Source organism: Bacteriovorax sp. As-1 (assembly GCF_058446905.1).
This window is the reverse complement of the sequence record NZ_CP184341.1, coordinates 2,134,246-2,147,050: the sequence shown is the minus strand read 5'-3', so window position 1 is coordinate 2,147,050 and position 12,805 is coordinate 2,134,246. Positions and strand designations below refer to the sequence as shown.

The following is a 12,805-nucleotide window of genomic DNA, read 5'->3' as shown; positions in this document are numbered from 1 at the left end:
AGGTTTTCGGTTTAAATGTCACAGACCTTTAGGAGTTTCCGCTTGAATAAGACCCAATTCATTAACCAGCTCGGTTCAAAAGACGAAGTTCTCTCTCCCTTTCTAGTTAAATACATCAATAGTGCCGAAGGAAAGGACGGAAAAAGCTATCTCAATATCATTTTGGCCGATAAGTCTGGGGAAATAGAGGCCCGCAAGTGGCATGGGGCCGAAACGATTATCGGACAAATCCGCTCAGGTGATGTGGTCATCGTCAACGGCAAGATCAATCAATTCCAGGGGCGTCTACAGCTCATCGTAAACGAACTTTCTAAACTCGGGGAAGAGCAATTCAATCGCGAGGACTATATTCAGAAGGCCGGAAGTGCTCCGGAGAAAATGTTCCAGGAACTTTTAGACATCGTCGACTCGCTCGATGAAGTTTACATAAAAGACCTGCTAAACTCGATTCTTCACGACCAGGAAATCGCTCGCCGACTAAAGGTCTGGCAAGCGGGAAAGAGCATTCACCACGCTTACCAATCAGGTCTTCTAGAACACATTCTTTCTTGTACAAAACTCGCAGTGATTCTTTCACCTCATTATAAAGTAAACCGCTCATATGTTGTTGCTGGTTGTATCCTTCACGATCTTTGTAAAATTTATGAACTGACTGAAGGCCCGGTTGTCGATTATACAGAGGAAGGTAAGCTCGTTGGTCACTTAGTAAAAGGCCTTGAGATCGTCGATCACTTTGCTGCTAAAATTAAAAATTTCCCATACAACATGAAGATGCACATCAAGCACATCCTGCTTGCTCATCATGGTGAATACGAATACGGGTCTCCAAAAATCCCGAATACATCAGAAGCTTATCTCGTTCACTTAATTGATTTAATGGACTCAAAGATGGGCTCACTTGAACAAATCAAAAAACACGATTCAAGCACAGGTCACTGGAGTGGATTTGTTAAACACATGGACCGCATCGTTTATAAGAGCGAGCTTCCAAGTTTCACTCATTATATAGATGAGGACAAGAAACCATCTCCTGCTCCAACTCATCAAGCTCCACCGGCCCCAAAGGCCTCAGGTAGCAATAATAAAGAGTTAAAATCATCACTTGGAAACCTACTTAAGGACTTTAAAGTCGAGGACTAAACATTCACTCTTCTTTTTTTTGTGTTCTGGCAGTCCCTGCGGTTGTCTGCTTTTATCACTTTAACAAAAGCTATGCTCCTTCGAGGACTATTGAGAGAATTAAAAAGGCCGTTAAAATATTTCCAAATGCGACCGCTATTGAAGAGCGCAGTTTTAACCTTGGGATCGCCAGCCTTGGAAGGAAGCACGTGGAATACAACTTATTACAGGAAGGACATCCCTTTCCCAGTTCAGATCAACTCTGATAAATCGACGAAGTCTTTTTCATCGGACTACCTGATGCTTTATTGGGTGGGCCGAAGCTCAGGGCTTCTAACTGTGGAAGATTAAACGTTACTTGAGTATCATAGTCTGTTTTTAAGGCCAGTGAGTATTTACCTATGTAGGATTAAAACTTAGAGGGACTTTATAATAAGGCTATGACGAAAGTAGCAGACAAAGCTCCCGTAAAAAATTCCAATCTCCAAAATTTAAAACCGTTCCGTGGAAATGGAAAGCTTCCGGCCGAAGCTGCTAAGACTGCTGAAGGTCTGCCTAAAGCAGAAATCACTGACCAGGCAAAAATGCTGAAAGCTCAGGAGACGACAACTCCAACAAATCCAGCAGAACCCGCGCCTGAAACAGCACCAGAGCAGCCATCGTCATCACCATCAACTCCTTCTTCATCGGCAATGGATAAAGCGGCATCAGTGGCTAAAGCGATTGCGAAAGCTCCTGTTATGCCAGTGATTGTACCAAAAAACACGAAGTCTATTGAAAATAAAATCTCTGATAAAAAACCAGATGCCCCACCTCACTTCATTAAAAAGCCAGCTGTTATTTTCATCGAGGGCTTTTCAGCATTTGGAATTTCTAATGGCGATGGCATTAAAGAAATGTCTGATAACTTTCCAGGCGCTAAACGCTTTGACTGGACTGAACACGACCAGATCGTCGGCGAAATCAAAAAGCACGCTCCTGATCAACCTGTCGTTCTCGTAGGACACAGCTTTGGTGGAGACACGGCCATTGAAGTGGCCAATGAATTAAACTCAGCAAAAAACGGTTTCCGCCCTATTGACCTCCTGGTTTCAATCGATGCCGTTGGGATGAATAAAACCATCATTCCTATTAACGTTAAAAGTAATCTAAACTTCTTTGGCGAAGGAATTCTTCCTTTCGTTCATGGCGACCCGACGGTTGCCCGCAACACAAAATACACTGAAGTCACTAATGAGTTACGCTCTGACATGCATTCCAAGATGGATGATAGCCCGGAAGTTCAGTTTGAAATTTTCCAGAAAATCAATGAGGTTCTGGGTAATGCAGGACAGGAAGATATCTTTATCGAGATTAGCGAAACTAGTCAGATTAAAGATGTTTTGGATGCGATTAAAAATAGTCTTTAAGGTTTAAACAGTTTAAACTTTTTCCCAATGAAAACACTATTTAATGCTCTGACGTTTTTAACTTATAAACTTCCACGCAATATCATTATTGGGATCATTGTCCTCTACACCCTTTTTGGTTTTTTCATCGTTCCACTCATTATGGAATCTCAAGTTGAGAAATTCATCAACGAGAGCTATAAGGAAAAAGTCCACATCGAAAAGATCTCTTTTAATCCTTACACTTTTGAATTAGAAGTTAAAAAATTCGCTATCCCTGACACGACATCTGGTGGAGTCGATAAAAACCGTCTGACCTTTGATCGCCTTTATCTCAACCTTGAAATCTTCCCTCTCTTCATTAAAGAGATCACTTTCAAAGAAGCAAGCTTCGAGGGCGCTCACGTTTACCTAAGTTTTTACAAACAACAAAAAAACAATTGGACATCTTATGCACCTAAAAAAGCTGAGGAGAAAAAAGAATCCTCAGGAGCTCCCTGGACTTTGGTTTTAAAGAAGCTTTCTTTCGATAAAGACTATTTCCAATTCAGAGACTTTAATTATCCTACTCCTGTTAATCTTCCTCTTGGACCTTTGAGTTTAAAGGCTTCGAATGTTAGCACGACGATTGGAAATCAATCCGCACTAGAAAGTCTTTTTATCAATCTTGGAGACCAGGGAAGCCTACTTCTCAAAGGAAAAGTGAGTCTCTCTCCTCCTTCGGCCGATATTCACTTAACGGCAAAGAAGTTCCCACTTAATTTCCTAACGGCTTATATGTCGAATACGACTTACTTAAGCCTCAACCACGGCAGCCTCGATTTTAATGGAAGCATTGATTACGAAAAAGCCGTCTTTAGCATTAAAGGTGATGCGCAAGTTAATAACTTCTCTCTTATTTCAACAAAAGATCAAACTAATATCTTAAAGATTAAGAAGGCCGATTTCCAATCGCTTTTCTATTCGACAGCGCCAGCGAAGTTTACCCTTGAAGCGATGGTCTTTGATGAACTTAAAAGTTATGTTCTTCTAAAGCCAGATGGAACTTTAAATTATAAAGAACTGATGAAGCCAACTCGAGTCTCTCAAGTTGCGCCGACAACTTCTGAAATTGCAACTGCCGAAACTAAGAAGCCTGGTTTAAATTACAAAATTAACAAGATTAAACTCATTAACGGCCAGCTCGACTACAACGACTGGCAAATAAAACCGAAGTTTATCGCCCACATTCACACTCTCAATGGTGATATTGGCCCTCTTTCTAATAATCCAGAAAATAAAATTGATATCGCCCTTAACGGAATGGTGGAAGACCAAGGAAAATTCACCTCAAAAGGTTATTACTTCCAAAGTATCAAACCTCTCGACTTAAACCTCGATGTGAAGTTTGCCAATATTGAGATGACCACATTCACTCCCTACTCGGGCCACTTCATGGGTTATGAGATCAAAAAAGGCAAGCTCTTCCTTGACGTCAATTACACTCTAAAGAAAAACCGGATTGTAGGGAAAAACAAAGTTCGCCTAGATCAGTTTACGTTAGGAGAAAAAGTTGAAAGTAAGAACTCAACCAATCTTCCTCTAAAGCTTGCCGTCGCTCTTTTAAAAGACCGCAAAGGTCAGATCAAATTCATTCTTCCTCTTGAAGGGGAAACGAACTCTCCCAAGTTCTCTTACGGCAGTGCCATCAGGACTGTGCTTTTTAATATGATTGTTAATATCGCGTTGTCCCCTTTTGATTTTCTGGCAGATGCTTTTGGAATTGGAAAAGAAGTCCAGCTGATTGAATTTGAAAATCAGCTAATTACTTTTAAGGCCGGGGATGAAACCAAGATTGACAGTGTCACCAGGATTTTGGAAGAAAGGCCGGAGCTTCGTTTGGAAATCTTAGGAACTTGCTCTGAAAAAGAATTTGTAGTTGAAGGTGCTAAAGAGCAACCGGTTATTGAAGAAGCCCAATACAAAGAAATTGGACTTAAAAGAGCTCAGCTCGTTCAAAACCTTCTCGCTAAAAAAGGAATTAGCGCCGAGAGACTTTATGTCATGGCCGGGAAAAAGAATGATGATTCTATTGGGAAATCGGGGGCGGTTTTAATCTTTAAAGCGGATTAATTACACTCTTCCCCAGTCTCACGCGTAATATAAAGCTCACTATACTCAGCATCAAGCCCAATACACACCGGAAGATTTTCTTTCTTGGATTCAATCAAGTAAGTGACAAGTTCATCACACATGAACATATCCAGATAAACATTGCTCTTTAACTGGCCCTTATCAGAAAAAGTCATTCCCGTGACAAGGCTCTGGCAATCGAGTAAGACTTTATCAAACTTCGTGGTCTTTATTTCATAGATGTAATCCATGTCTGGTGTTGGATTGAAGTCTTGCACTGGCATTTTGATAATATCGTCTGCCATTGCAGTCATTGACATTAAAAGGCCGATCAAAACGATCATCTTTTTCATAAAAAACCTCACTTGTTTAATGAACAAGTCGGGCTTTGAAATAAAAAGTTGAGCAAAATAATAGAAAAAATGAGAAAAAATTGCCGGGGAGTCAAATATCCGTCACTTACCGACTTCAAGGATGTTTCAAATTATTTTAATAGCTAAGCTAGATCATAGAGGCTCATCTTCCTAAGTGAGATTATCACTATTAAGGAGAGACACTATGAATGCTCAAAGTATTATGTCCAAAGATCTGATCACTATTCACAACGACGTCCCCATCATCGATGCTTATAGATTGATGAAGGAAAAAGATATTCGCCATCTTCCAGTTGTTGATCAAAACAAAAGAATTATCGGAATCTTAAGTGACCGTGATGTTCAAAAAGCAATGGTCGCTAAGAAACTTGATGAATACTACATTGAGACTCCGTTGGATAGCAAAGTTTCAAGTTTTATGAACTCACCTGTTTATATGGTGAATGAAAAAACAGACTTGAAGGCCGTTGCTAAAATAATGATCAGAGAAAAAATCTCTTCGCTGATTGTTGAAAATGATGAACACGATATTACAGGTATCGTGACAACAACTGATATGCTTGCCTACATTCTTCAAACAGTGGAGAAAATGGATCACAATCCGAACTGGACTCAGTGGACGATGTCGTATTACTTAAATAGTCACAAGAAATAAAAAAGGGCCTCAATCGAGGCCCTTCTTCTTTTTAGATTCATTAAAAAAACTAAAGACTAAAACGGAATGTCGTCAGACGTGAAGTTTGTGTCTGTCGAAATGTCGTAGTCTTGGTTAACCATGCTTGAGTCGTAAGATGGACCGCTTTGGTTCATATCTTTACCTGCTCCAGCGTTTGCACCAGCACCAGCAGTTGCTCCACCGATGAACTGAATCGTCTTAGCGTTGATTTCAGTTGTATAACGTTTTTGACCGCTCTTATCGTCCCATGAACGAGTTTGAAGTGATCCTTCAACGTAAGCTTGTCTTCCCTTTGTTAGGTATTGGTTGCAAAGCTCAGCAAGTTTTCCCCAAACAACAATTCTATGCCATTCAGTTCTTTCTTGTTTTTGTCCTGCTTTGTCTGCCCATGATTCGCTTGTAGCTAGTGTGAAGTTACAAACTGCCATTCCGCCTGGAGTGTATTTCAACTCTGGGTCTTGTCCTAGACGACCAAGGATAATTACTTTGTTAACACTCATGAGATCTCTCCTGTTTTATTCACGGTCAATACTAACGTATGAAACTGACCGCTACATTGTGTGTGTTTAATGAACCGCCATTAAACTTTAAATTTTACAGGAGCAAAAGAGGAAATGTCTTACAATTTGTAATTGAGCGAAAAGCTTAAGAAGGCTTTGCTGGGTTGTTAGAAACTGACGGGTTAACCGGCTGTTTTTGCGCCCAGAATTCAGCAACTTTTTGACGCGCGACTTTTACGTCACGTTTATACCAAGTCGCATCAAACCCACAGTGAGGGCACGGGACTTGTTTTTTATAATCCGAACGAACGGCAAGCTCAAAAGCTCCCCAGATCGCAAAAAAGATCACGAAGCTCTCTACCCCAAAAAATGGGTATAGAGCGGCCCCTAAAACGATAGTTGTCAGGGTGATTTGCAGGAGGTTTTTCTTAGTGAGTTTAGGCGATACAGTGACGTTTCTTTCTGTACGGCAAAGCGGACAGAAAAAATTGCGGTCTTTGTTTTTATATTTGTATACGCGCTCTACTAAGGGTTTTGGTTGATTTCTCACATGATCCTCCATCTCCTATTCTACCCAATGAAGACGGCCATTTTTAGAGGGCACATTTTTTCCCATACCAGGAAAGTCGGGCAATAAAATAAGGCGAGCCAGAACCCCCGCGGGTTCTGGTGTTTGAAATTGTGTGGAGTGCACCGTGCACGGTATGAAGAAGGTAGTGAAGGGATTTCCGAGATACAACCAACGTTCCGCTTTATCTAGACTCGGTCTCTAGAACTGTTTTTATCAACTTCAATAATCGGGCCAAGTCATAGGACCACCATTCTGGTCCTACGGGTACCTGATTTCAATGTATTGTTTGACCATGAATTTCGCCTTCGGTAGCATTAAGACACTATAGTGAGTTTTATAGAGTGATTAAAAGTAACCGCGGACAGCTCAGTATCTTCATGGGAGTCACCTTATTACTGGTGATGGGGATGCTTGCGTTTATCGTAAACGTAGGACTTTTCGTAAAGGCCAAAATCAACCTGCAAAATGCTGTGGACGCCGCCGCCTTCTCAGGGGCCGCAACTCAGGCACGCCAACTCTCTAACATCGCCTACGTAAACTGGGAGATGAGAAACACTTACAAAGAATGGATGTTTAAATACTACATCCTAGGGCAGATGGGTCTGGTTAAGGGAGTAAACAACAATCTTTCAGACAACGTTCTATCATCGAACACTCGTGTAAATTATATTTTAAAAACACCTAACGCCGACGTCTCAGGATCAAACTTAGGTTCAGGTGGAAACGCTTACGATAAATACAACGTTCCTACGATCTGTATTCACAACAACTCTTCTAACGACATCTGTACACTTTATAACCTACCGGGGATCCCTCGTTTCCCAGCAATTGGTGTAGCAGGAATTTCAGAAATTCACGAAGCATTCGTCAACAAACTGGTAGAAGAAAAAGGGGCCAACTGTTCGGCAAGAACACAGATTAACTTCCTTGCAGCTCTTTCATGGGCCTATAGTTCAGGATTAAAAGAAATTCCTGGTGCACCTCTGATTGCAACAAACAGGACTGGGGCATGGCCAGAAGCTCTTGAGCTGGCAATGAGAATGAGAAACCTGGAAATGATTGTTAATCGTCCTCCGGTAGCTGAGATCACTGCAAACAACATGAATAACTTTGCCTCCGTCGGACAAAATATTGGACTTAACGAAAGACCAACCAAGGCCTTCATGTCCGCCTTTAGGAACCTGGGTGGAGGAAAATACAAAGACAACATCTCTTCTGGTGGTGGTGCTCAAGATGAATTAGCAGCGACTTTTAAGCTCACAGAAATTTCTCCACAACCTTTTCAAGCACCGGAGAAATCAGTCTCAGGATTCTTAATCCCTACGACATTCACCTACCCAGGTGAATCAAGTATGAGTGCTTTGACTAAACACTATCTCGATCTACAGGCCGTGCCAGTTAACTACGCTACGATGTTCTCTACTTTTGCGACGACTCGAAATGAGTTTGAATCAAACGTAGCAATGGAATCGAGCTGCTTTGTTTCTAAATCAGCAATGCCTGTTCCTGGTTACCTTTTAGGGTTCGTTAAAAATCCTGCCGTCGTGACTTACTATGCAGTAAAAGGCGAAGCTGAGTTCACCGGGCTTTTCTTCCCTCGCTTACAAGGCGATCAATCAGGGTCATTTAAACTGACTGCCTATGCTGCTGCTAAACCATACGGTGGAAGAATTGGTCCAAGACTTTTTAACTTCACGGATGGTGACAGATCAGTTGTCCCAAGAGAAGACGAAAACGCGAGAAGTAGTTCATATATCGGAGGGATTAGAATCCAGGTATCGACTGGGTATGCTCCGGGTATGCCAATTCCTTCAAGCGAAACTTTCTGGGCCAATGACCTCAACTCTCTGGTTGGTGGAGTTCCAGGTTCGGGTTCACCGATTTCATACGGTATCCCTAATATGATTTACGATTTCGACACAGACAGCGACCTTGCAGCTCAAAACACTGGTGGGGTCACTCGCATTCAGACTATCACTCCAAGAATTTCTGCTTTTATGAGCACTCAAGAATCACAAGGCCTTTATAACTCTTACCAGGTAAGAAAGTTAAAACAGGCACTGGGTGGAGATTTCACTGGTAAAAACATGACGTCTTCTGATTTGATCCGCGCTCTTGTCTCGGCCAGAAGAGTGACAAAATACGATGCAGCCAACTACATGATCCCCGATTTTTCTCACGATGGTGAAGCTAAGAGTAATGCTGCTCCAAGAGTGAAAAAAACGCTGGACCCGAATACTGGAATGCCCAACTCATTTCAATACCAGCTTTTTGCTCCTTTGCTTGGGCCAGAACTTCTCTACAAAACATCGTCTGAAGTTGGAACAATCGTTATGACTTACATGAGTGCCAACCAAGGCGCGATTGAAGCCTACACGGCCGCTTTACTTGAAGTGGCCAGAAAGATTTATAGCCTTGACCAAGGGAAAGGAAACTCAACTAACCTCAGTGCCCAGGCCGGTCAAAGTATCCATGCCAATGCGGCCGGTGGTAGCGCAATTCCACCTGAAATTTCCAGCCCTGACCCAACTAGTCCTGCAGGTTGTAACCACGGCGATATGGCCTCGAAGTTTTATCATTTTTTTACGAAATCTCAGATTCAATGCGGGATCGTTCCGCTTGAATCGCTGATGATTGAGTACATTGACAAGAAGGTCAACCAACCTAACGGCGACCTATTCTATACGACCAGCTACTACAACCCACTGCCGAATAATACGACTATGACTGCATATTACCCAGGGATGCGCCAAGGTGCCGGGGCCGATGCGACTGCTCAAAACCCTATTGGGGTTGCTACTGACACGGGGACCTACTCATTGCGCAGAAACTTCTATTCAACTAAGTTTGTTGCTCTAAATAAGCTTATTAGCGGCTATAAGGACAATGTGTACCTTGAATCAGACACAAAGCCCGTCTCGGACCTGCCTGTTTTGCCAATGCAAAACCCGGTCAAATCTGATGCCACAACTAATCTTAACAGCCCCTTTTTTCTTGATTTTTAATTCTTGAAAAAAGTTCAAATTTCCATATATACTCTTCTCCAGTTTTGAAGAAAAAACCCTTCCTAATACGAGGATATCAGAATGGCCAAAAAAGCAGCCCCAAAAGCAAAAAAAGCAGTTACTAAAAAAGCCGCTCCTGCAAAAAAAGCAGTAGCTAAAAAGGCCGCTCCTGCAAAAAAAGCAGTAGCTAAAAAAGCCGCTCCTGCGAAAAAAGCAGTAGCTAAAAAAGCAGCCCCTGCTCCTAAAAAAGCAGTAACCAAAAAGGCCGCTCCTGCGAAAAAAGCAGTAGCTAAAAAAGCAGTAGCTAAAAAGGCCGCTCCTGCTCCAAAAAAAGCAGCAGCTACAAAGGCAGCACCAAAAACAGCTGCTAAAGCAGTGGCCACTAAAAAAGACGCTGTTCTTTCAAGAGAAGAAGCTATCAAGAAATATAAAAGCGCCATCGCTACTCCTGTTAGCACAAAAGGCAAGCAGAATGAATACTTCGATGACGAATTGGAAGATGACTTCGATCTGGACTCTGATCTTGGTGACGATGAAGACACTGAGACTGTAGACGAAGCTATGGGCGACGAAGACTTCGACGATGAAGAAGAAGGCGAAGGCGGCGGAGCTAAGTTTGAAGAAGAATTCGATCCTGAAGACGATGAAGGCAATAGCCAGACAGAAGGAAACTATTCATACGGATGGGGCTATAACGACGCTTTCGATAAGCCGGAAGATGACGACTTAGACCGCGAGCTTGATGAAGATGAGCAATACGCTCTTGGAAAGAAATCAGGTGACGATGAAGATTCGTTCGATGACGATTACTAGAAACTAAAACTATAGAGGGCTTCTTCGGAAGCCCTTTTTGCTATATAAGGCCTTAAAAAATGAAAGCCCCTGAATTAGATTTTTATTACTTCGACTCTTGTCCTTATTGCCAAAGAGTTATAAATGTCATTAATAAGCACAAAATTAAAGTTAACTGGATCGACATCTATGAAGATCTAAATGCGCTCCAAAAGCTTATCCAGATCACGGGAAGAAAAACGGTCCCTTGCCTGTTTATCGATGGAGATCCTATGCATGAGTCATCAGATATCATGGCATGGTTAGAAGCAAACGTTGACCGTCTGACAAAGACAACTTAAGGAAAAAAATGGAAATTCGCGATCCCGTTCATGGCTCTATCCACATCCTCGATGAAGAAATTCCCATTATCCGTGATGATTTTTTTCAACGCTTAAGAAACATCAAACAACTTGGTTTTTCTGAATACGTATTTCCTGGAGCGACTCACACCAGATTCATTCACTCTATTGGTGTTATGAATATTGCCAACAGCGCTTTCGACAGACTTTTCAAACATCGTTTACAAGACAAGAACATCCAACGTTTAAAAGAAACTTTTAAGCTGGCCTGTCTTCTTCACGATGTCGGTCACGCTCCCCTGTCTCACTCGACAGAAACGGTGATGCCGAAACTTTCAGAACTAAACATTCCGAAAGACTTCCTTTCGCTGAAAGATCAAAAAAATGACCGCCAGGCGACTCACGAAGACTACACAATCAAGTCTATCGTCGACAGTTCATTTGCCGGTTCATTCTCACTTGTAGAAAAAAAATTCGGACTAGAGAGAAAGCACATTGCTGACTTAATCACTGGACATACAAGTGACCCGGATTATTTTAAAGTCGATGGAATTAATTACTTCCCTGTCCTGTCTCAGCTGGTTTCAAGTGAACTAGACTGTGACCGCATGGACTACCTGCTTCGCGATAGTTATTTCTGTGGGGTAAGCTACGGCTCATACGACCTGGATTGGATGCTGGATAACCTTGAAGTGTGCGTAGAAAACGACATGGCCTACTTAGGGATTAACGAAAGAGCTGTGGTGACTTTCGATGATTTCCTTCTGTCTCGCTACCACATGTTCATCATGGTGTATTTCCACTACCGTGCCGTGTGCCTAGAGCAATTGCTCTTTAAGTACTTCAGGACTTCACCTTCTGAGTACGTCATCCCGGCGAGCATTGAAGAGTATATCGAACACGATGACCAATTCCTGATGAAGGTTTTAAGAAAATCGAAAAACAAATACGCTGAAGCGGTTGTTAAGAATCAAGTTCCACAAAAGATCTTCGAGTCTTTCAACGATAACCAGGAAAAGAAGCTCACTGAAATCCTGAATTACCTGGCACAGGAAAATATCGAATTCATCAGAAGCTCTTCAAGTGGACGTTTATCAAAGTACTATGTCGATGAAACGAGCATTTCGAAGTACCCGATGAAAGTTGTCAGAAAGCTTTTTGGAAGCGACCAAAAAATCACTTTCGATATCAATGAAGCCACTGACCTCTTCACTAAATTTGCTAAATCTCACGCGGTTAACCGCCTTCACTGCGATTTTGAGACCCTTTCTCCTGTTCAGCAGAAGAGAATCCTGGAACTCATTCACGCCCGTTAAAAGGCCCGCATAGAAGCTTTTGCCCGACTCCCCCAGTGGTGGTCTTCCCCTGTAGAATGGAAGGAAGATCACACACTAGAAGGAGTCGACTGTGGATTTAAAAAGCTTCCAGATGCTAGAGTTTATCAATTCAAGATTGAACAACATTGAAAAGAACATTTCTCGAATTGATGAAAAGCTTGATTTCTCCATCACTCTTCAAAGAAACCATTTAGTGCGTGTTAAAAACGGCGAAGAAATCGACGACCACATGATCCTGATGGGAAGACCTTATAACGACATCTCTCCGCAAAGAGCATGGAGTATCTACAATAATCCAAACATTGATTTTTTTGTTTTAGATGTAACGTCAAAGTCATTTAAGGGAACGAGACTAGAAGAAGCGGTTCACATTCCTATTGAAGAACTACATGTGCGTTTTTCTGAAATCCCAAGTAAAACTGTTCCTATCTTAGTTATCTCAGAAAACGGACTGCGTTCTATTTCGGCCTGTGAGTTATTGGTAAAAAAAGGATTTTTTAATATCAATAATATTTCGGGGGGCTATGAATTCTGGCCTGGGAAATCATCAGAGAAGAGTGCACCTGATAAAGATGCACCCGTTTAAAAGA

Annotated in this window: 13 protein-coding genes; 10 read left to right on the top strand and 3 right to left on the bottom strand. The window is 42.0% G+C overall.

Annotated features, from left to right (window positions below; genetic code table 11):
- Positions 1 to 42: 42 nt before the first annotated feature.
- The 4 genes from ACN20O_RS10825 (at position 43) to ACN20O_RS10810 (ending at position 4,619) form a co-directional block, all read left to right on the top strand.
- Positions 43 to 1,140 carry a 3'-5' exoribonuclease YhaM family protein gene (locus tag ACN20O_RS10825; protein WP_491633953.1) on the top strand — a complete coding sequence of 366 codons (1,098 nt, stop codon included), beginning with the start codon at positions 43 to 45 and terminating at the stop codon, positions 1,138 to 1,140.
- A 126-nt stretch (positions 1,141 to 1,266) separates the two neighbouring features.
- Positions 1,267 to 1,470 carry a hypothetical protein gene (locus tag ACN20O_RS10820; RefSeq protein ID WP_491633952.1) on the top strand — a complete coding sequence of 68 codons (204 nt, stop codon included), beginning with the start codon at positions 1,267 to 1,269 and terminating at the stop codon, positions 1,468 to 1,470.
- An 89-nt stretch (positions 1,471 to 1,559) separates the two neighbouring features.
- Positions 1,560 to 2,528 (top strand): thioesterase domain-containing protein, encoded by a 969-nt coding sequence (locus tag ACN20O_RS10815; RefSeq protein ID WP_491633951.1) that lies wholly within the window; start codon positions 1,560 to 1,562, stop codon positions 2,526 to 2,528.
- 27 nt (positions 2,529 to 2,555) lie between these two features.
- Complete coding sequence (locus ACN20O_RS10810) at positions 2,556 to 4,619, top strand: DUF748 domain-containing protein (RefSeq protein ID WP_491633950.1); 2,064 nt, start codon at positions 2,556 to 2,558, stop codon at positions 4,617 to 4,619.
- Here the strand turns inward: ACN20O_RS10810 and ACN20O_RS10805 are convergent.
- Positions 4,616 to 4,972, bottom strand: a complete 357-nt coding sequence (locus ACN20O_RS10805) for a hypothetical protein (protein WP_491633949.1) — start codon at positions 4,970 to 4,972, stop codon at positions 4,616 to 4,618. The two genes, ACN20O_RS10810 and ACN20O_RS10805, sit on opposite strands and share 4 nt — an antisense overlap.
- A 205-nt stretch (positions 4,973 to 5,177) precedes the next feature.
- Between ACN20O_RS10805 and ACN20O_RS10800 the strand changes: the two genes are divergently transcribed.
- Positions 5,178 to 5,648: a CBS domain-containing protein gene (locus tag ACN20O_RS10800; protein ID WP_491633948.1), complete on the top strand. Its 471-nt coding sequence runs from the start codon at positions 5,178 to 5,180 to the stop codon at positions 5,646 to 5,648.
- A 56-nt stretch (positions 5,649 to 5,704) separates the two neighbouring features.
- On the opposite strand, the gene ACN20O_RS10795 is transcribed toward ACN20O_RS10800, so the two are convergent.
- Positions 5,705 to 6,169 (bottom strand): single-stranded DNA-binding protein, encoded by a 465-nt coding sequence (locus ACN20O_RS10795; RefSeq protein ID WP_133566684.1) that lies wholly within the window; start codon positions 6,167 to 6,169, stop codon positions 5,705 to 5,707.
- 145 nt (positions 6,170 to 6,314) lie between these two features.
- Positions 6,315 to 6,719 (bottom strand): hypothetical protein, encoded by a 405-nt coding sequence (locus ACN20O_RS10790; RefSeq protein WP_491633947.1) that lies wholly within the window; start codon positions 6,717 to 6,719, stop codon positions 6,315 to 6,317.
- Positions 6,720 to 7,081: 362 nt separating this feature from the next.
- Between ACN20O_RS10790 and ACN20O_RS10785 the strand changes: the two genes are divergently transcribed.
- The 5 genes from ACN20O_RS10785 to ACN20O_RS10765 all read left to right on the top strand — a co-directional run bounded on the left by ACN20O_RS10785 (position 7,082) and on the right by ACN20O_RS10765 (position 12,801).
- Positions 7,082 to 9,745, top strand: coding sequence for a Tad domain-containing protein (locus ACN20O_RS10785; protein WP_491633946.1), 2,664 nt, complete (start codon positions 7,082 to 7,084; stop codon positions 9,743 to 9,745).
- An 81-nt stretch (positions 9,746 to 9,826) separates the two neighbouring features.
- Entirely contained in the window at positions 9,827 to 10,558 is a 732-nt protein-coding gene (locus ACN20O_RS10780; protein WP_491633945.1) for a histone protein, read from the top strand.
- A gap of 59 nt (positions 10,559 to 10,617) precedes the next feature.
- Positions 10,618 to 10,878 (top strand): glutaredoxin family protein, encoded by a 261-nt coding sequence (locus ACN20O_RS10775; protein ID WP_102242298.1) that lies wholly within the window; start codon positions 10,618 to 10,620, stop codon positions 10,876 to 10,878.
- An 8-nt stretch (positions 10,879 to 10,886) separates the two neighbouring features.
- On the top strand, positions 10,887 to 12,194 hold the full coding sequence (locus tag ACN20O_RS10770; protein WP_491633944.1) for an HD domain-containing protein: 1,308 nt from the start codon (positions 10,887 to 10,889) through the stop codon (positions 12,192 to 12,194).
- A gap of 91 nt (positions 12,195 to 12,285) precedes the next feature.
- Entirely contained in the window at positions 12,286 to 12,801 is a 516-nt protein-coding gene (locus ACN20O_RS10765) for a rhodanese-like domain-containing protein (RefSeq protein ID WP_491633943.1), read from the top strand.
- Positions 12,802 to 12,805: the final 4 nt, after the last annotated feature.

Bases quoted from the DNA above. Each gene is read 5' to 3' on its own strand.
- ACN20O_RS10820 (WP_491633952.1), top strand. From the start codon at position 1,267: ATGCGACCGCTATTGAAGAGCGCAGTTTTAACCTTGGGATCGCCAGCC.
- ACN20O_RS10815 (WP_491633951.1), top strand. From the start codon at position 1,560: ATGACGAAAGTAGCAGACAAAGCTCCCGTAAAAAATTCCAATCTCCAA.
- ACN20O_RS10810 (WP_491633950.1), top strand. From the start codon at position 2,556: ATGAAAACACTATTTAATGCTCTGACGTTTTTAACTTATAAACTTCCA.
- ACN20O_RS10805 (WP_491633949.1), bottom strand. From the start codon at position 4,972: ATGAAAAAGATGATCGTTTTGATCGGCCTTTTAATGTCAATGACTGCA.
- ACN20O_RS10800 (WP_491633948.1), top strand. From the start codon at position 5,178: ATGAATGCTCAAAGTATTATGTCCAAAGATCTGATCACTATTCACAAC.
- ACN20O_RS10795 (WP_133566684.1), bottom strand. From the start codon at position 6,169: ATGAGTGTTAACAAAGTAATTATCCTTGGTCGTCTAGGACAAGACCCA.
- ACN20O_RS10780 (WP_491633945.1), top strand. From the start codon at position 9,827: ATGGCCAAAAAAGCAGCCCCAAAAGCAAAAAAAGCAGTTACTAAAAAA.
- ACN20O_RS10775 (WP_102242298.1), top strand. From the start codon at position 10,618: ATGAAAGCCCCTGAATTAGATTTTTATTACTTCGACTCTTGTCCTTAT.
- ACN20O_RS10770 (WP_491633944.1), top strand. From the start codon at position 10,887: ATGGAAATTCGCGATCCCGTTCATGGCTCTATCCACATCCTCGATGAA.